The sequence below is a fragment of the Ferroplasma sp. genome (assembly GCF_031200575.1).
Taxonomy (GTDB): domain Archaea; phylum Thermoplasmatota; class Thermoplasmata; order Thermoplasmatales; family Thermoplasmataceae; genus Ferroplasma.
On the sequence record NZ_CP133597.1, the window covers coordinates 780,425 to 799,930 of the forward strand.

At 38.8% G+C, this 19,506-nt stretch carries 18 protein-coding genes; 7 read left to right on the top strand and 11 right to left on the bottom strand.

What is annotated here, in order from left to right; translation table 11 throughout:
- Positions 1–12: 12 nt before the first annotated feature.
- Genes RE471_RS04350 through RE471_RS04365 form a run of 4 tightly spaced genes read right to left on the bottom strand, consistent with a single transcriptional unit; the run spans position 13 to position 4,055 of the window.
- Positions 13–1,167: a Ni,Fe-hydrogenase III large subunit gene (locus RE471_RS04350; protein ID WP_309215571.1), complete on the bottom strand. Its 1,155-nt coding sequence runs from the start codon at positions 1,165–1,167 to the stop codon at positions 13–15.
- Positions 1,154–2,479 (bottom strand): proton-conducting transporter membrane subunit, encoded by a 1,326-nt coding sequence (locus RE471_RS04355; protein WP_309215572.1) that lies wholly within the window; start codon positions 2,477–2,479, stop codon positions 1,154–1,156. The genes RE471_RS04350 and RE471_RS04355 overlap by 14 nt, the downstream gene beginning before the upstream one ends.
- On the bottom strand, positions 2,476–3,117 hold the full coding sequence (locus tag RE471_RS04360) for a hypothetical protein (protein WP_309215573.1): 642 nt from the start codon (positions 3,115–3,117) through the stop codon (positions 2,476–2,478). Before RE471_RS04360 ends, RE471_RS04355 begins: the two co-directional genes overlap by 4 nt.
- Positions 3,114–4,055 carry a respiratory chain complex I subunit 1 family protein gene (locus RE471_RS04365; protein ID WP_309215574.1) on the bottom strand — a complete coding sequence of 314 codons (942 nt, stop codon included), beginning with the start codon at positions 4,053–4,055 and terminating at the stop codon, positions 3,114–3,116. The genes RE471_RS04360 and RE471_RS04365 overlap by 4 nt, the downstream gene beginning before the upstream one ends.
- A 251-nt stretch (positions 4,056–4,306) precedes the next feature.
- Between RE471_RS04365 and RE471_RS04370 the strand changes: the two genes are divergently transcribed.
- Positions 4,307–7,717, top strand: coding sequence for a cobaltochelatase subunit CobN (locus RE471_RS04370; RefSeq protein WP_309215575.1), 3,411 nt, complete (start codon positions 4,307–4,309; stop codon positions 7,715–7,717).
- Positions 7,714–9,552 (top strand): ATP-binding protein, encoded by a 1,839-nt coding sequence (locus tag RE471_RS04375; protein ID WP_309215576.1) that lies wholly within the window; start codon positions 7,714–7,716, stop codon positions 9,550–9,552. Before RE471_RS04370 ends, RE471_RS04375 begins: the two co-directional genes overlap by 4 nt.
- 258 nt (positions 9,553–9,810) lie before the next feature.
- Here the strand turns inward: RE471_RS04375 and RE471_RS04380 are convergent, their stop codons facing one another.
- Positions 9,811–11,085 carry an MFS transporter gene (locus RE471_RS04380; RefSeq protein ID WP_309215577.1) on the bottom strand — a complete coding sequence of 425 codons (1,275 nt, stop codon included), beginning with the start codon at positions 11,083–11,085 and terminating at the stop codon, positions 9,811–9,813.
- A gap of 317 nt (positions 11,086–11,402) precedes the next feature.
- Here RE471_RS04380 and rpl7ae point away from each other — a divergent pair, with 317 nt between their 5' ends.
- Genes rpl7ae through infB form a run of 5 tightly spaced genes read left to right on the top strand, consistent with a single transcriptional unit; the run spans position 11,403 to position 14,587 of the window.
- Positions 11,403–11,999, top strand: a complete 597-nt coding sequence (gene rpl7ae / locus RE471_RS04385; RefSeq protein ID WP_309215578.1) for a 50S ribosomal protein L7Ae — start codon at positions 11,403–11,405, stop codon at positions 11,997–11,999.
- 6 nt (positions 12,000–12,005) lie between these two features.
- On the top strand, positions 12,006–12,215 hold the full coding sequence (locus RE471_RS04390) for a 30S ribosomal protein S28e (protein ID WP_298279019.1): 210 nt from the start codon (positions 12,006–12,008) through the stop codon (positions 12,213–12,215).
- Positions 12,216–12,220: 5 nt separating this feature from the next.
- Positions 12,221–12,418 carry a 50S ribosomal protein L24e gene (locus tag RE471_RS04395; protein WP_298279017.1) on the top strand — a complete coding sequence of 66 codons (198 nt, stop codon included), beginning with the start codon at positions 12,221–12,223 and terminating at the stop codon, positions 12,416–12,418.
- A gap of 4 nt (positions 12,419–12,422) precedes the next feature.
- Positions 12,423–12,842, top strand: a complete 420-nt coding sequence (gene ndk, locus RE471_RS04400; RefSeq protein ID WP_309215579.1) for a nucleoside-diphosphate kinase — start codon at positions 12,423–12,425, stop codon at positions 12,840–12,842.
- Positions 12,843–12,844: 2 nt separating this feature from the next.
- Positions 12,845–14,587 (top strand): translation initiation factor IF-2, encoded by a 1,743-nt coding sequence (gene infB / locus RE471_RS04405; protein ID WP_309215580.1) that lies wholly within the window; start codon positions 12,845–12,847, stop codon positions 14,585–14,587.
- 73 nt (positions 14,588–14,660) lie between these two features.
- Here the strand turns inward: infB and RE471_RS04410 are convergent, their stop codons facing one another.
- The 6 genes from RE471_RS04410 to thiD all read right to left on the bottom strand — a co-directional run bounded on the left by RE471_RS04410 (position 14,661) and on the right by thiD (position 19,452).
- A complete protein-coding gene (locus RE471_RS04410) occupies positions 14,661–15,542 on the bottom strand; it encodes a hypothetical protein (protein WP_309215581.1) in 882 nt (293 codons plus the stop codon).
- Between the two features lie 43 nt (positions 15,543–15,585).
- A complete protein-coding gene (gene speD, locus RE471_RS04415; RefSeq protein WP_298279006.1) occupies positions 15,586–15,978 on the bottom strand; it encodes an adenosylmethionine decarboxylase in 393 nt (130 codons plus the stop codon).
- 223 nt (positions 15,979–16,201) lie between these two features.
- Positions 16,202–16,972, bottom strand: coding sequence for a transcriptional regulator (locus RE471_RS04420; protein WP_309215582.1), 771 nt, complete (start codon positions 16,970–16,972; stop codon positions 16,202–16,204).
- 40 nt (positions 16,973–17,012) lie between these two features.
- Positions 17,013–17,639, bottom strand: coding sequence for a thiamine phosphate synthase (gene thiE, locus RE471_RS04425; protein ID WP_309215583.1), 627 nt, complete (start codon positions 17,637–17,639; stop codon positions 17,013–17,015).
- A complete protein-coding gene (locus RE471_RS04430; protein ID WP_309215584.1) occupies positions 17,636–18,667 on the bottom strand; it encodes an AIR synthase family protein in 1,032 nt (343 codons plus the stop codon). Before RE471_RS04430 ends, thiE begins: the two co-directional genes overlap by 4 nt.
- A complete protein-coding gene (thiD, locus tag RE471_RS04435) occupies positions 18,664–19,452 on the bottom strand; it encodes a bifunctional hydroxymethylpyrimidine kinase/phosphomethylpyrimidine kinase (RefSeq protein ID WP_309215585.1) in 789 nt (262 codons plus the stop codon). Before thiD ends, RE471_RS04430 begins: the two co-directional genes overlap by 4 nt.
- Between the last annotated feature and the right edge of the window lie 54 nt (positions 19,453–19,506).

Here is a 19,506-nt window from a genome sequence, read left to right on the forward strand (position 1 = left end):
TGATGAACCAGTTCAATGAAACCTCACCTCCAGTTCAGATATCCAGATGCCAAAGCTTTCCCATACAAAAAAGAAATCGGTGAAAATATTTCCATTTTTCAGGGCATATCTAAAATTTCTCATATTAAGATAAGATGGCGATGACATCTGTATATCCATTATCCTGCCCCCATCTATTTTCACGTAATAAAAGAGGTCCCCGGCAGGCGATTCTATTCTGGCAGTGCCCTCTCCATACCCATTTAATTCCATTTTATTTCTTCTGTAAGTTTTTTTAATATCATATGACTCTATTATATTTATGGACTCAAATATTTCACCTGCCCGGACAAGGAATCTGGAAAACGTATCGCCAGCACTTTCCATTACAGTATTATACTTTCCATAATCAAGGGATCTGGAATCCAGCCTTGCATCATACCTGTAATTTGCTGCACGTGCAGCCGGCCCAGTAGACACAGGATCAGACACAACTCCGTTTTCCTGTAGCCTGTCCAGGAATATTTTAGATGAAAGCAGTCCATCATAAATGGACCTAAACTGTTTCTCAACAGAATTGAGTACTATTCTGGAAAAGTCACCATCAATAGAATTTATGCCATTTACGGAAAAATAATATCTGTGCCCGAAAGCACGGGAAATTATTCTGGCAACCTCCTCCCTAAGAAGCAATAGCTGTTTTTCCGGAACAACAAACCCAGCAGATTCACACAACCCTTTTATTACATCAATATTGGACCGTATCCTTTCCAGTTCAATTTCTACAATTCTTGCATTATTTAAATCACTGTTATCCATGTTCAAGGCATCCTCCACTGCCAGTGTATAGGCTATGCTGTGTGACGCTGAGTGAAATCCGTTGATTCTTTCTACCTTCAGTAGTGAGTCAGAAATATTATCCCCTATTATGCTAATATTTCTTCTTTTAAATTCGGAATTTATGATAACATCCCTTATAGATTCACCAGGCGTAAGTATGCTGAAATTTACAGATTCCCTGAGCCCACCTGCTGAAGGTCCATAATTGAAATATATCTCACCCTGGGTTCTTTCCTCGTGATCATCTTCATCCATACTTATTCCTGTTAGAGTTGAACTGTAAACGTCATATTTTTCAGTTCTCCCCACGTACCTTCCGCTTTTCTCTCCGAATTTATAATATCTCATGATACACCACCAGAAATACAATTCCTATGAATATAGATATTATTGCTGCTATAAGGGGTATGGCGGTATTAATTCCAGCCTGGCTGTATTCAGACTTACCCCTGAAGATCATTTTAGATATGTTGAAATTTATTGAAACAAATGCCAGGAAAAGTGAAAGTACTATTATGCTAAACTGTGCATAGAAATGTATGGAAAGAACAGAGTAAAGTATGAGAAACTCGCCGAAAAAGGTTCCGAAGGGCGGTGTTCCTGTTACGGCGAAGGAGGATAAGAGCATTGAAGCGGCACTTGCCCTGTTCCTGATTAATCCGCCAACACCCTCAATGGATTTTGTTCCGGACATCTCAAAAACATTTCCAGAAGAGTAAAAAGCTCCAGCCTTCCCGAAACTGTGTGATAGTAGAAGCAGAAGGGAACCGATCAGTCCTGCAACTGTGAATGTACTCAAACCTATGAGTGCTATATTCATATTTTCCATTGTTGAATAGGCAAACATTCTCTTGTAGTTTTTCTGGTAACCAAGGAATATAGCAGCAAAGAGCACTGAAATGGTACCTGCCCAGATGAATAGCTCCCTCATGGGAAATATCTCATAAATCCTGTAGAGTACGTACAATGCAACTGGCAGCAATACCCCTGAAAACATTGCACTCACAGGTGCAGGGGCCTCGCTATGGGCATCAGGAAGCCATGTATGCACAGGGAAAACACCCACCTTGGTGCCGAACCCAACCAGAGCAATTCCCACGGCCAGCCTTACTGCGAGGCTATCTGTAATCCCCTTTGATAGAATTGCTGTAACTGTAAGCGTTCCGAAGGCATAATATATCAATATAACAGATATAAAGGCAAATGTAACCCCTGCAGAAACTATAATTATATACCTCCATGTAGCCTCAAGGGAGATATCCGATTTTTCAGTAATTAAGAGCAGGGCTGATGAGATGGTTGTCGTTTCTATTCCAACCCACATGAAGCCATAATTATTTACCATCAGGGCAAATTCCATGGCAACATAGAAGAATCCCATGAGCATGTAATAAACATTTTCTGAAATCCCCCTGTGTCTTACATTATGGACATATTTTCTGGAATAGATCAGGGACATAAAATAAATGGAACTTACCATCAGAATGAATATATAAGTAATGCGGTCAATGAAAAAGAACCCCGAATCAGATAAATTGAAGTACAGTGGAATAAGCAGGAACATTTCCATAATAGCTGCTATTATGCTGGTAATCTTAATATTCTTATAAAATCCCATGGCAATTAATGGTATAATCAAGATAAGTATCTCGTAAATCATCCTCTCAACTCCTCCACAGGTTTATGTTCTGTCTTTTCAATGCTTATAATCGAAAAAATTACTACAAGTATCAGAACATCCAGAAACACACTGCTTTCTATTATAATAGGAACCGGAAGAATGAAGGTACCCATGAGTATCAGTGAATTTTCCTCCTCGATGTAGCCAAGTATCTGTGCAATGGTTCTCCTCCTAGAAGCAATAATAAATAGTCCCTGGAAGAACAATAGCAGTGGAAATAGAATGATATTGCTCTCCGGGAATATGCGAGAAACTATATGAATAAATGATATTGAGTACACTATAAATATGGAAATTACAATGAATGCAAGATCAACCAGAAGGTAGTAAGTTGTAGGAAGCCTGGATTCATATAAATAATTTTTATTTTTCGGTATCTTTGCCGCCAGGAAATATGTAACCAGTATGCTCCTCAACAGAATAACAAGCAATGCCAGTATGAAAAATGTATACTGTTTAAGCTCGAAACCCAAAAGTATTGCTATAATGGCAATGAGAAGCGACTGAAATGCCTGTGTCATGACCATAGATCTCAAATACTTGTTGCTCTGTATATAAAATCCTGTTATTACTATTAGTGCAGCAATTAAATATATCACTGTAAAAACTATGTTCATGCAATCACCTCTGAAAGTATGAGAAACAGTATTGAAAATGTGAACGCCACAGCAAGGTAGTCTATAACCTTGAACAGGCGTAATTTGGCCATGGAAGTATCCACTATTAGCACAATGATTATAAGGAAGAGCCATTTTGCAATCATTGTAAGGGCGTTAAGGAAGAATAATGGAAATGTGTTGAACATCCCCCATGGGATAAGGAATACATTAATTAATACAGATCCCAGAAGATAGACCTTTATGTATGATGACCATTTGTTTACTGCAAGAGCCTTCCCACTGTATTCATAATCTATGCCTGAGTCTATCATGCCCATTTCCTGGTTCCCCTCACTCTGTGTTGGCATCTTTCCGAATTCGTACATGAAGATCATGAAGAATGCAAATATTGCAAAGATGTGCACAAGGCTCAGGTTGGAGAGTGGGTGGCTGATAAGGTAATGGTTTGTTGTGTAGGGATTATTTGTACCTGTTATCAGTGCTACTGCAAAAAAAACTGTTATAAGTGTACCCTCACTGAAGAAGTTAAAAGACATAAGCCTTGATGCCCCCATAGCGGAGAAGTTACTTCCTGAATCCATTGTTCCTATTATTTTTATGAAAGCCGCAAGGGAAAACAGTATTGCACCGGCAAAAAAATCCCCGGAGGCAGTGAAAATTATTGGTTCTGTCATGAACACAGGAATAATCAGGGCAATGAGTGAGTATATGCCAAATGCCATATATGGCGCGTATAAAAATAATTTTGATGAACCCTCTGTGATTAATGTTTCCTTCTTAAATAGCTTGAATATATCATAATAGGGCTGAAATATGCTGGGGCCTTTCCGGGATTCAATATTTGCCTTTAGTTTTTCAAAAATTCCTATAAGAAGTGGTGAAAATAAAACAACGAACAGATACTGCGAAACCGTCTCCAGGATTAATTCTAACATTTTAATCACCAGTAGGCGTCATCAGCGCACTGCATTATGGAGACGTCATTCCTATACTGAATGGTTCAGGAATATTTAAATTTTGGTTTGTAAAATTGACAATTAAAAATGAAATGTGTCAAATTTTATACATAAAATGCAGTGAAAGTTAGCTGTTGCACACATTCAATGCATTTAATTTTCTTACAGTACTATCACAATGTGCGGAACCCTACTCAGAATAATTATATAGTAAAATCTACTTTACTTTTATGAAGTTTGCCGTACTTATTGGCTGGAATGGTTCTGTTATCCAGTCCTTTCTTAAAGCAGGCGAGGAAACAGGAAATGAAATAGAAATAAAATATCCCCGGCTTGATCCAGTAGATTCTGAATTTATTGATTTTATTAAGAAAGCCGATGCTGTATTTATACATCATTTTTCAGGCGAGAACATATACAGTAATATTCTTGAGGATATTGAATCCGTAATTAAAAATAAGAAGAATGTTATTGCCATAGACCCCATACTCAGCAGTTACTCTACTGTAAGCAAGTTTGTTGAGGAAAAGGTATCCAATTACTATTTCTATGGTGGCTATGAAAATATCAAAAACATGGTACTATTCATTGAAAGCCTGAATGATGGCTGTGCATACAAAGAGCCTGTTGAAATGCCTTTCTCCGGGGTTTATAATTATGGTGAAACTGGTTATCCCAGGAAGGCAGGCATACTATTCTACAGAACCGCATGGGTGGATAATGATACCGGCATTGTAAGGTCTATTATTGATGAATTAAATAGCAGGAAGATATCGGCAATTCCTGTGTTCACAAACGGATTCGGAGATAAATCTAGAAATATCGTGAGTGCAGAGGAATGCATACGGGAGTATTTTTATCGGGATGGAAAACCCGCAGTAGATGCGGTTATTAACCTGCTCTCATTTTCACTGATAAAAATGGAGGACAAGGCCACACTTATGGAACTCGGTGTACCCGTTTTCCAGGGGCTTATTTACTATTATAAGGAGAAAAACGAATGGCTTGATTCTTCTGGCCTGGATGTTGTTTCAACAATAATGAGTGCCATGCTGCCAGAAATGGACGGCACAATAGAGCCCGTCCTCGTAGGGCTTATTAAAAAGATTTATGACCATGGCACCGTATACAGGGAACTTGTGCCTGTTCAGGAGCAGGTAGGTTATATGGCCGGGAGAATCAGCAGATGGATTGACCTTAAATATAAAAATAACAGAGATAAAAAAATTGCAATAATACTTCATTCCGGATCCTCCTTCAAGGATCTTGAGGCCAATATCGGTACTGCAACAGGGCTGGATACACTAAATTCTGTTTCAAATATAATGCATCAGCTGAAATCCGCTGGATATTCCATTGAATATCTCCCGAAGGATGGAGAGTCACTGATAAAAACAATAATGGAGAGGAAGGCAATTCCAGAGGGAAAATGGACACCTGTTGAGGATATAATAAACAGGGGAGGTTCAGTTTACAGCATGCCTGTTGACCAGTACAGTAGATTTTTCGAAGGCCTTCCGGAGGACTCTAAGGAACAGATAATATCCAGATGGGGTAAACTCAATAATGAAAGGGATTACATGCTCAAGGATGGTAAAATAGAAATCCCGGGAATAATATCTGGCAATATATTTATTGGGATACAGCCGAAAAGAATTACCTTTGCAGATAATAACAACAGCATAAGGACCATACACGATTCCCTAACACCAATAACCCACTACTGGCTGGCATTTTATAAATGGATCCAGGAGATATTCATGGCAGATGCCATCATACATGTTGGCACCCACGGGACACTTGAGTTCACACCCGGGAAGGGCCTGGGGCTATCACCTTCCGATTTTCCCGAAATTTCCATAGGAGAAATCCCCAATCTATATCTTTATTCTACAAATGTGCCAGGGGAGGGCATAATTGCCAAGAGAAGAAGCTACGCTGTATTACTTGATTACATAACACCGCCCACGGCCTACGACGAAGTTCCTGAGGAAATAAAGGAGCTTGAGGACCTTATAGATGATTATGAAGAAACTGAGAAAGCTGAAAATAAACCAAGGGAGGGAATGATACTTGAAAAAATACAGAAAATTTCTGATAAAATTGGGCTATCAATAGATTTCAGGGATTCACATAAGGCAACTCATGAAATAGAGCATAGATTGAATCTTTTCAAGGATTCCGTGGTTACAAAGGGACTTTATGTGTATGGGAAGGACCTGGAAACTGCTGATATAAAAGATTATGTTATCACCGCAACCCGTTTTGACGAATCCCTGTATAAAGAGAACGGAAAGGAAAAAGCAGAGGCAATTATAGATAGATACCTGGAAAATGGTGGCCACCTGCCGGATCTTGAGTCCGGGATAATAGAGAAATTAAAATACTCCCCTGAAAATGAGCGGAATAATCTCCTATCAGCACTTGAAGGAAAATACATAGAGCCCGGAGTATCAGGTTCACTCACCAGGGGAAGATATGATGTGCTACCATCAGGAAGAAATTTTTATGCCGTTGATCCGTTTAAAATACCAAGCCATTCTGCCTGGCAGGTAGGCGTCGTGCTTGCAAATAAACTCATAGAAAACGAGTATAAAAAAGAAAATAAATTCCCAGAAACAATAGGTTTTGTCCTATGGTCAACGGACGCATACCGCTCAGATGGGGAACTTATCTCACAGATACTTTACACACTTGGGGTTGAGCCTGTGTGGCAGGAAGGGACTAAAAAGGTCAAGGATGTTAAGCCCATTCCTCTGGATATACTGAAGCGGCCAAGAATCGATGTGGTTGTAGAATCCAGCGGCATAGTCCGTGATAACCTTTTCAATATAATAGAATTAATAGATATAGCAGTTAAGAAAGTATCTGAACTGGATGAGGATGGGGACAGCAATTTCATTATAAAGCATCACAGAAAATACGGGCACCTTGACAGGATATTTTCTTCAAAACCCGGGTCATATGGTTCCGGTGTAAATAACGCTGTTGAATCATCAAAATGGGAAAACGAAGGAGATTTAGCTGAAGTGTTCACCGAATGGATGGGATATTCTTACGGCAAAAACAACTTCGGAAAGGAATCCAGGGAACAGCTTCTTTCTATATCAAGGGATATCGAAACCATTATACATAAGCGGGAAATAGATGAAATTGATATAAACGATGATTCCTGTAATTATTCCTATGCAGGAGGATTTTATCTGATGGCAAAAAAGAGTGGATCAAATCCGTCACTGATGTTTGAAGATACATTTAATCCAAATAAACCAAAAATAAGAACCATGAAGGAGGAAATAGAAAGAACCGCCATCGGAAAGCTGTTAAATGAAAAGTGGATCGATGCCCAGAAAAACTTTGGATATCGTGGAGCAACTGAAATGTTAAAAAAAATAGAGCATCTCTATGGTTGGGGAGCCACAACCGGAATGGTCAATGATAATATTTTCAACAATATAGCTGAAAAATTCATAATGGATAAAAATATGAGGGAATGGTTCAAAAAGGAGAATCCATGGGCTCTTTCAGAGATAACATCACGGATGATAGAGGCATATAAAAGGGAGATCTGGCATGCCAGCGATGAAATGAAGGAGAAACTGGAAGAAGAATACATGGAAATTGAAGGTGAAAATGAATGAAAACTTATTATTTCCCATTTTCCGCCATAGTGGGCAATAATGATATAAAACTTGGCCTTATAGTTAATGCAATAGACAGCAATATAGGTGGTTTGCTGATTACCGGACCAAAGGGCATAGCAAAATCAACCATGGTAAGATCATTATCGTCTGTTTTGCCGGAAATAAAGGCTGTCAGGGGCTGCAGATTCCACTGCGACCCGGATGGCGATCTATGCGATGAATGTATAGAAAAGCAGAAAAATGGAAAACTGGAAACAGAAGAAATGAAAATAAGGATAGTAAACCTGCCAAATAGCACAACCCTGGACAGGGTAGTAGGATCTCTGGATATTTCACATGCAATAAAGGGAGAATCTGTACTTCGTGAGGGGTTAATTGGCGAGGCAAACCGCGGTATACTATATATAGACGAGGTGAACCTGCTGGAAGATTCAATTGTTGATTCCATACTTGATGCAGCAGCGTCAGGGGTCAATATAGTGGAGAGGGAGGGTGTATCTTATACACATCCCGCCAGGTTCATACTTGTCGGAACAATGAATCCGGAGGAGGGGGAACTCAGGCCACAGCTTCTTGACAGATTCGGGATTTCTGTGGAGGGGAAAATGCCGGAATCACCTGAAACCCTTCTTGAAATATCAGGCAGGGTTGAGGAATTTGACAGGAATAAATTAGAATTCATTAATAAATACAGGGATGAGGATAAGACTATAAAATTGCGAATAATGAAGGCCAGGGAGATCCTTCCATCCGTCATAATCAGAAGAGAATTTTTGATGTTTATAGCTGATACCGTCCTGAAAAACTCCCTGAGCAACAGGGCAATGATAAGCACTGTAAAAACAGCAAAGGCAATAGCAGCGTATAATGGCAGAAAGCAGGTAAATGAACAGGATTTAAGAAAGGCTCTTGAGTTTGCCCTCAATCACAGAATTAGAGAGAAGGGCAACAGCAGACCTGATTATAACTATAAAGAACCCGAAAATCATGATAACAATGAAGATCAGAAAAACAGCCACTCTAATTATGAGGATCATGAAGAGGACATTGGCAATAATGATAAATCCGGAAACAGTAAAGGCCCAGATAATAATAAACATGGCAATAACCCAAAAAAGGATCAAATAGGAAAAATTCAGGTCAGGCCAGAAAACAGCATGGAAACCAGGACTTCTGGAAGATCCGGTATTTCCAGGCAGTTTAAACACCGTGGAAAAAAATCTGGAACCCATATTGATATAAGATCGTCCCTGCTTACCACATGGACTTCAGGTTTCAGTGAAATAAACAGCAAAACTGTAGTTCTGAATGATTCATTTTCATCAGGGTCTGTTCCCTTTATAATAGCCATAGATTCAAGCAGATCCATGAATTTCAGTTCAAGGATACAGATAGCAAAGGATTTTTCGGATATGCTGCTTAAAAAACTCTACCTGATGAGAAGTCGTGTAGCCCTGTTAACATTTTCCGGCCAGCATTCAAACATAGTAATGAATTTTTCCAGGAACTTTACCTCACTGAGGAACCATATAAATAACATAAAGAGTGAGGGCAAAACCCCACTCTACGATGCACTGATGGAAATATATAAGCTGTCCACTTATGAGAAATTCAGAACGGTTTCTTTACTGATATCTGATGGAAGGGGTAATGTATTTCCAGGAAATCCCAGAAGCGATCTTGAATATATATCCAGAAAAATTAAAAAAGTTTCAAAAATGTACATAATCGATAAAAACGATAATAAATTCCTTCCCACATATAATAATATAATTTCCAGTTATTCAGGTGCTACAATTATAAATGACCTGAATAATATATCGATTATGTGACGCACCCTACTCTCTGACAGATATGCCTCTCCACTATGAGTTAAAATATTAAGATATGAATGATATCTTTTTATATATGGAATGAAAAGCATAATTCACATTGGAAATGTAATTTTGCGCTGGAAATTAAAATAAAAATAGTTACACACAGGGCGAATATTTATTACAGCAATCATGGCATGCAAAATATTGTCATAGCCTTATTGATGGCTTTGGTTTGTTGAAGTATTACATAAAAAAAATTTGATAATAATATATTTAAGTGGTGGTATCAGTGCCAATATCAGATTCTTCCAGTGATATATTATCAGTTTCCTTCGATTTATAGATAACTCCAAGCGCAATTAATATGAAAATCATGGTAAATACTGGATAGAGTGCGTATTCTAAGGTTCCCAGAAGATCTGAAACATAGGGAGCAGGGCCTCCAATAAAGGAATTCCCGTACTGATAGCTTGCTGAATTTCCAGAGTACCTTACTCTTGTGGGGAATATTTCAGAAATCATTGCCCCCATTGGAGAATAACTCAATCCGTGTGCGACTGCAAACAATGAGAGAAATAGAATAAAATATTCTGTGCTTACAAGGTATATAGAGGGAAACAGAATAATAAGTGCAAGTAAGTTGGCACCGGCAATAATAACCCTCCTGCCTTTTTTATCTGATATCGCGCCACCAATGAATACGAATGCCACATCCAGTATGCCGAATATGGCCGTACCTATAAGCCCCACCAGTATAGTTATTTTCCCTGTATCTTCAAACAGCACAGGTAGCAGTGAAATTGCAAAGTAGAAGAAATTCCCGGATGACCCGGCAAGCAATGTTCCTACTATAACCTCTTTCCAGTGTTTTGTGAACAGCTCCTTTTCAGGAGATTTTAAAAGCCTGTTCTTTTTCTTCTCTGCCTCGAACACAGGCGTTTCCTTTACTTTCAGCCTTATAAAGACACCTACTATAACTATCACGAAGCTGGCAAGGAAAGGAATTCTCCACCCAATAGAGTACATGAAGGAGGATGGCAACAGGTATACCAGTGGGATAAATATGGCAGTCCCGAGCAGCAACCCGATACCCACTGTGGACTGGACAAATGAAGAATAAAAACCTCTCCTTTTCTTGAAAGTCTCGAGTGTCAACAACATTGCCCCTCCCCATTCTCCACCAAGGCCAAAGCCAAGGATAAGCCTGAGTATTACCAGAATTACTATGGCAAGGGCACCTATACTGGCCTCTGAAGGTATCAGTCCTGTAAGTCCGGTTGAAATTCCGGATATGAGAAGCGTAAGAAGCAGTATTCTTTTTCTTCCAAGCTTATCTCCGAAATGTCCGAAAACATAGGCTCCCACTGGCCTGGTTATGAACCCGAGGGCAAATGTTAATAATACCAGTAAAAGTCCCTCTGCAACGCTTACATTCGGATAAAACGTTCTTTCTATGTACACCGCACCGGATGAAAAAATAAAGATTCCATACCATTCAATTATGGTTCCGATCATAGATGCAGCTATCACATCTGTTTTTTCACTCATAAAGGGTAAATTTGAACTTATATAAATTTATTGGTAGTATAATCCCGAATTTATGTCACTTAATTTAAAAATTTTCCGGAATTATTAAAACATTCCTATCTGATATTATCAATTCATCATTTTGACATTGCAATATTTGTCAAACAAAGTGGAGATCATATGAATATATTTTATCCGGACATATGCCTCTAAATGCAAAAATAATGGATATTCACATGCCTATGGAATTAGAAACCTGGGATGCCCTGAATCACGAAATTATTCTAAATATTTATATTACAGTTTATAATACCATGCAGAAGTGAAGGAGGATTATCATGGAAAACACTTATGTAAAGTTTGAAGCTCCCGAATCGTTAGTCAAAGACGCATTGGATTTTGTAGAAAATTCATACAGATCTGGTAAGATTAAGAAAGGGACAAATGAGGTAGTGAAGGCCATAGAGAGAGGAGAGGCTAAGGTTGTAGTTATTGCAGAGGATGTGTCTCCACCTGAGGTTGTATTTTATATCCCTGTACTGTGTGAGGAAAGAAAGGTTCCATACACCTATGTTAAAACCAAAAATGACCTTGGATTAAAAGTTGGCATAGCATCTGCAGCATCAATAGCAGTTACTGATTTCGGCAAGAATGAGGAGGCATACAAAAATCTCTTATCCTCAATAGAAAGCGCAAAGACTGGAAAGGAAGAGAAAAAGAAAGCACCAGCCAAGGAAGAAAAGAAAGAGGAACCTGCTGAGGCCGGAGCCGAAGAAGTAGCAGAAAAGGCAGAAGAAAAGAAAGAGACCAAGAAAGCTGCAAAGAAGGAAAAGGAATCTGAATCAAAGGAAGAGAAGAAGGAAAAGAAAGAGCCCAAGAAAGCTGCAAAGAAAACAGCGAAAAAGAGCAAAGATTCAGAAGAAAGTGAAGAGTGATGCTTTATGGCAGATGATGCAACTCCAGCTGAAGTAGTAGAACTAATGGGTAGAACCGGAATGACCGGAGAGGCAACAACCGTTAAGGTAAGGGTTCTAGAAGGCAAGGATCAGGGCCGTATAATCGCAAGGAACGTACTCGGACCTGTTAAGGTAGGGGATATACTCATGCTGAGAGAAACTGCGAGAGAGGCCAGAAGGTTATCAATAAGGTGAATGAAATGGAAAATAGAAAGTGTATCTTCTGCGGGCATGACATTGAGCCCGCATCTGGCATTATTTACATTAGAAAGGACGGAAATGTTATGAATTTCTGCTCCAAGAAGTGCAGAACCAATATGATCGACCTAAAAAGGGCCGCCAGAAATGTTAAGTGGACAAATGAGTACCACCGCATAAAAGAAATGAGAAAGGCGTAATAATATGGAAAGAACATTGGTACTTATAAAGCCTGACGGTGTAAAAAGAAGCCTCATTGGGAATATAATAACCAGATTTGAAAATAAGGGCCTAAAAATTTTGTCCCTAAAACTTATGAAGGTTTCAGAGGCGAAGGCCAAGGAACACTATAGTGTGCACAGCCTCAAACCCTTCTTTGATAGCCTGGTATCATACTTAACCTCCGGCCCTATTGTTGCCATAATACTTGAGGGTGACAATGCAATAGTCTCATGCAGAAATATTGCAGGTGCCACAGACGGATCAAAGGCAGCACCTGGTACAATTCGCGGGGACTTCTCCCTTAATATAGAGGAAAACATAGTTCATGCATCTGACTCTCAGGAAGCATATAATCACGAATATAAAATATTCTTTAATAAGAATGAGATAATGGATTATTGATTATGGAAACCACAAAAAAAAATTTAAGGGAACCAATTGTATGTGTCCTTGGACACGTGGACCACGGTAAAACAACTCTCCTTGACGATATTAGGGGCACAAAGGTGGCTAAAAAGGAAGTTGGTGGAATAACACAGAAAATTGGTGCAACCGATATAGATAAAAAAACACTGGAAACAAATATTAAAAATTATTTTAAAAATATTCAGATTAAAATACCCGGGCTTCTTTTTATAGACACACCAGGACATGTAGCATTTGCAAATATGCGGTCAATGGGCGGCGCCCTGGCAGATATAGCCATACTGGTTATAGATATCAATGAAGGATTAAAGCCACAGACAATTGAATCTATTGATGTTTTAAAGAAATACAAGACCCCATTCATAATCGCAGCAAACAAGATAGATTTAATCCCTTATTTCATTAATACAAAAAACACTTCATTTATGGACACCCTGAAAATACAGAGGCAGGAATACATAGACCTTCTGGATGAAAAAATCTATAAGATAATTAATGATCTTTACACCAGGGGCGTGTCCTCAGATCGTTATGATAGAATATCTGATTTCACAAAATCATTTGCAATTGTACCTGTTAGTGCAAAATTAAATATTGGCATACCTGATATTTTGATGGTATTGACCGGGCTGGCCCAGAGATTTCTTGAAAGCACAATACAGTTTGAAAACAAAAATGTCCGTGGGTCTGTTATTGAAATTAAAAAGGAAGAATCTCTGGGTATAACGCTTGATACTATACTATATCAGGGAACACTCCATAAAGGTGATAAAATAGCACTTAATACCTCTTCAGGTCCTGCAGTTACCAGGGTAAAGGCAATTCTGGTCACGGGTAAGAAAGGGCTTGAAGAAAAAAACAGCGTCAGTGCAGCTGCCGGAATAAGAATACTAATAACAGACAGGCTTGATGTTTTATCCGGGACATCCATCATAGCCATAAAAAATGGAAATACCGAAACGGCATTTGAGGAACTTATAAATGAATCAAAACCGGATATAAAACTTTCAGATAACGGAATCACAGTAAAGGCCGAGGCAATAGGGTCACTGGAGGCTATTGCCTATGAGATGGATCAGAATAAAATAAATATACGGGAAGCGCAGATAGGCGATATTACCAAAAAGGATATAATAAATGTATCAACACTTAACAATCCTATGGATAGGGTGATAGTGGGATTCAATGTCAATGTTTCCAGTGATGCAAAAGAGGCAATGGAATCAAATAACGTCAGAGTTATTACCGGCAACGTAATTTATTCCATGATAGATGACCTGAACAAATGGCTTGAGTTCAAGAAGCATGAGCTGGATGAAGAAAGCAAGAACAGCAGGCCTGTGCCATCAAAACTTGTTATAATGCCAGATTATATTTTCCGGGCCGCCAAACCCGTTATTGTGGGAATCAAGGTGTTATCAGGCAGGGTAAAGGTTGGAGATAAATTAATCAACAGTAAGAATAAATATGCAGGGACCATAAAGAGTCTCCGGGACGGGGATACGAACTGCCAGTACGCCGATAAGGGTACAGAATTATCCTGTGCCATAGAAGGTGTAACACTTAACAGGCAGATTTTCCCAGAGGAGGATCTGTACGTGGATGTGCCTGCAAACATTGTAAAAGAGCTAAAGAACGAGGATATGGACCCTGACATGAAGGAAACCATGGAGGAATTAATCCGGATTAAAAGGAAGGATGACCAGTTCTGGGGATACTGAGCTATTGATTATTTTTATTATAATATCACCGGAGTTTTCCGGGAGGCTGTAAAAATTAGATATTTATGGTTCATCACCTGAAGATGACTGTGTATAATACAAGAACCATGGAGAATAAAATCATAATGACCATTGAAAAAAATGACATGGAGAAAGTCAAGGTCCCTATGAATGCTATTATAGAAAACAATGCAGTTTCCTTATAAACAGTGCTTCCGGTTATCAACCCTACAGACACATCATTCTTTCCATTTCTCATTGAGATAGACATCATCATAATTTCTGGGAGAGACCCGAAGAAACCAAGAAGCAGAAATGAAGAAATGAACGTGTTTATACCTGTTACCTGCGATATAATAACCGCAGAGTTTATCATGTTATATGATGCCAGTGCTATGGAAACCAGAGCTATTGCACCGTAATAAGGCGGATAGACCTCCTCTGCCTTGATAACCTCATCATTCGTTCCAGCTGAGGATTTCCGGTATATATAATATATAAATATAATAAAAGTAATAAATCCGAGATAAAATGGAACTTTTACGAAAAAAAATGAAAGCAATATCAGTATTACAGAAGTTGCAAGGATAACATATGAATCTATCCTAAATCTGGAGATTCCACTCCTGTAGTATAACGGTATAATTATGAAAAATGCCAGGAGTGTTATAACATTAGAACCCTGGATGGTGCCAAAACTAATTGTGCCAAGATTTTCTATAGCCGCCATAACGGCCATTGCTATTTCGTCAACTATGGCTGCAAAACCTACAATAAAGAGGCCAATCCTCTTTTCTGAGAATGATCGTGATTTTCCAATACCGTACGATACATCAAGAAACACATCCCCTCCAATGTATATGGATGCCACAGAAATTAGAATATCAGGAATAACTATAATGTTGTATGTGGAAGTTATATGGTAAACTCCAATTAAAATGTCCAGAAAAAACAATAAAAGCAAGAAAAAAAATAAAACAAATCCTTTTTTCAATTTATCACAGCATCATCTGTGGATTATCAATTTTTACATTTTCCTCGATTTTGCTGCCCCGTTCAAGTTTCTTGTATTCTATAGACGTTGGATGCAATACATTCAAAAGATAGTTAAAGGCCCTGTCAGCGTTGCTGTGTTCTCCACATGTGTATATATCCAGTGTTACAAGTCCGTGTTCAGGCCATGTATGAAATGATAGATGAGATTCAGCCAGAAGTGCTATGCCACTGGCGCCCATTGGTCTGAACTGATAGTACTGCGAGGAAATCTCTGTAAGGTTTCCCTCCTTGATAGCATTCTCAATAATAGGTGAAATGCCATCAGCGCTAGATATTAACTCTGCATCTACACCGTATAAATCCGCTATAATATGTACCCCTACTGCCACTTTCATCGTCCTCCATAATTTTTACACCTCTCTTATCAACCTTTATAATAAAGTCTTATTTAAATATTTATAAAAATGCCTAAAAATTACTTTTATTCTTATGTGATTATAATACTAGCCGAGACTAGTTTAAATAACATATATTGATGTAAATATATTTTTAATAATATATTTATAATATCTCTTAATTATAGCGATTCTTTTTTATCCAGATCAGTTGAAACATAATTTATATATGCCTCAAATCCAGTTCAACACCGGGATTCTTTGCCTGAAGTTCCCTGATTTCGTTCAGTGAGAAATGGAAAAATCTGTCGGATACAAGTATGAGGGTTGTAAAACCTCTCTTTGCAGCCTCAAATGCCGCATTGACAGAAGCATACTCAAAGTCTGGATTGATTCCCAGCATATCAGCAATTGTTTTTGCCATTTCTCCAGTAATCCCAATAAAATCAAACTTTATATTATTTATATAATCCTGTACAGTTGCAGCTAGGGTTTTCATATCCTGTACTTTCTCCACATTGTTGAAAGTAGCTATAACAATTCTGGATTTATCTATTTTAATAATCTCTCTCACTGCCGTGACTCCTGTGCACTCTCCTTTCATGGAATTCTTTACAGCAATCCCATGTGCCCCTTTCCCTTTGTAAGGCCCTGCATGAAGATACCCGTGTTTCATGTAAAGTGATACCTTCTGTCCGGATGCTATATTATCATCAGATATGACCTCCCAAACCAGTGAGGAATCTATACTTATAAGGCTTGAATGGACAAAATCCTCTATGTAATTTAGCCCGTTGTAAAGAAAATCAAAACCTTCTTTTGTTATACCGTTTTTTTCATCTATGAATCCCTTTTCTCTAAGTATCTTTATGTGGTAAACCACACCCTGGAGCGTTATGTCCAGTTCTTTAGATATCTCTGAGGGTCTTGTCTTACCGTTTTTTATATTCAGCAAAATCATTAACTGTGAAATAAGAGCCTGTTCAATTTTCATTGTTGTATATATAAATATGTATTATATTCTTTCTGCACAATTATTTTCCAATTATCCCATGTTCTCTCAATTTTTCCAGATAGTATGATACCTCTCCTTCAATATCTGTGCCTGAATAAATTGCTGAAACCACTGCAATTCCAGAGATTTTATACTTCAGGACCTCATCCACATTTCCCCTGTTTATTCCTCCTATTACAAATACAGGTATGTTAATATTATTCAGTTTATCAAGGATACCTATATCGCACATGGTGGCATTACTTTTTGTTTTTGTACTGAAAAAAGAACCGAATGCGACGTAATCAGCGCCAAGTTCCTGGAATTTAACTGCATCTTCAGGGCTCCCATATGTGGATACCCCTATTATTTTTTCAGGATATCTTGATTTCACATAATCAAAGGGAACATCATCCTTTCCAATATGGATTCCGTCAGCACCAACTATATCCATCAGAACAGGGTCGTCATCAACAATAAATGGAATGCCGTATTCTCTGCACATATACATAAATTTTTTCGCCCTTTCCATCTTCTTCCGGAACGAAGGTTCTTTATCCCGGTATTGCAGTATATTGACCCCGCTTTTCAGGGCTCTTTCTGTCGCCCTAAATACCTCAGTTCCTGTATATGGTGGTGTAACCAGGTATAAGCCCCCAAGTTTCATTTCAATCCTCTCTTCACGCCACCGGAAACAGCACCCCATAACTGGTCGTCCTCTGGGTTTATCACCGACTCCTTGCCATCCTTTATCAACTTCATTCCTCCTGTCTTGTCTGTTACCTCTCCTATTATGCTGGCATTGATCCCGCTCTTTTTGAGCATTTCAGTAAATTCATTTCCATACTCCCGCTTAACAGTGAGCAGTAGTGTCCCCTCACTTATAGACCTCAGGGGATTTATATTGAAAAGCGAGCAAACAGCCGCAATATCGCTATCAATAATGATGCTGTTATAATTTACCATGACTCCATTACCAGAGGCATAGCCGATTTCATAAACAGAATTCAGCAGGCCACCCTCTGTTGCATCGTGCATTGATGTTATCCTCTCACCTATGCCATAGTCTATGGCCATTAGCTCCTCAGGTACGCATGTCATAGTGTAAAATTTATCCTTGATAGCATTCAGTGTATTACTTCCCAGACTTTCCTTTATATACTCAGGAAATGTATATGCAAGTATAATTGAGGCCTCCAGGCCACAGCTTCTTGCCATTATAATTACATCCCCTGGAGATGCATTTTCCGTGGTTATGTACCTGTCACCTACTCCCATCAGAGTAACACCACCGACCATGGGAAATGATACACCTGCGTATCTTGCAGTATGGCCGGTAACCACCTCAATCCCGTATTTTTCGCATTCTCCATGAATCACATTCCATATCTCGTTGAACTGTTCATCGGTAATTTCCTGGGGGAGGTTCAGGTCAATACTCATATAGCTGGCCTTAATGCCCGACGTAAAAAGGTCAGATGCAAGTATGTGAAATGCAAACCACGCTGCTTTTTTAAACCCGAAAGACCGGTCAATGTAAAGCGGGTCTGTGGTTACTGCCATATAGCTGCCATTAATTGCTATAATACCAACATCAACCCCATTGCGTGGTGGTACGGCAACATCTTTCCTGACAGCTCCAATCCTATTTATTATGTTGTCCTCAAAAAATTTCCTTGATATTTTCCCTATCATTTTATCGCCCAGAAATGTGAAAGAGATCCATATCCCTTACCCATGGGAAATGAATTCTTTATTGCCCCTTCAATATATTTCCTTGCCAGTGAAATTGCCTGTTGCAGGTTCATCCCTGATGCCAGGTAGGACGCAATAGATGCAGACAGGGTATCACCTGTTCCATGTGTATTCCTGGTATCAATCCTTGCACCGGGGAATTCACTGTACTCACTCCCATCGTAAAGTATATCAGTGGATATATCCCCATGGGAATGGCCTCCCTTGACCAGAACCGAGGCGCCTGTCATTTCATATATCCTCTTTGCCGCAATCCTGGCATCACCTATGGAATGTATTTTAATAGATGAAATGACCTCGCTTTCCGGTATGTTTGGTGTGACCAGTGTTGCAATTTTCATTAATTTATTTACCATAGATGAAACTGCATCCTCTTTCAATAATCTTGCATTGGTTTTGGAAATCATTACAGGGTCCACAACAATATTAGTTACATTATACTGCTGAAACTTTTCTGTTACTGCAGATATTATTTCCTCTGAATATAGCATACCTGTCTTTGCAGAATCAGTACCAATATCATCCATTATTGCATCGAACTGGTCATTAATGAAGGACACTGGGAGTTCATAAATAGATTTTACTGTAACGCTGTTCTGTGCTGTGAGTGAAACTATAACTGCGGTTCCAAAAACCTTCATTGCCGTAAAAGTTTTTAGATCTGCCATAACACCAGCACCGCCACCGGAATCCGTGGATGCAACGGTCATAACTCTTGGAACCATATTACTTATATAATTTTACAATATTTAAAAAGTGCGAAAAGATAAATCCAGCAT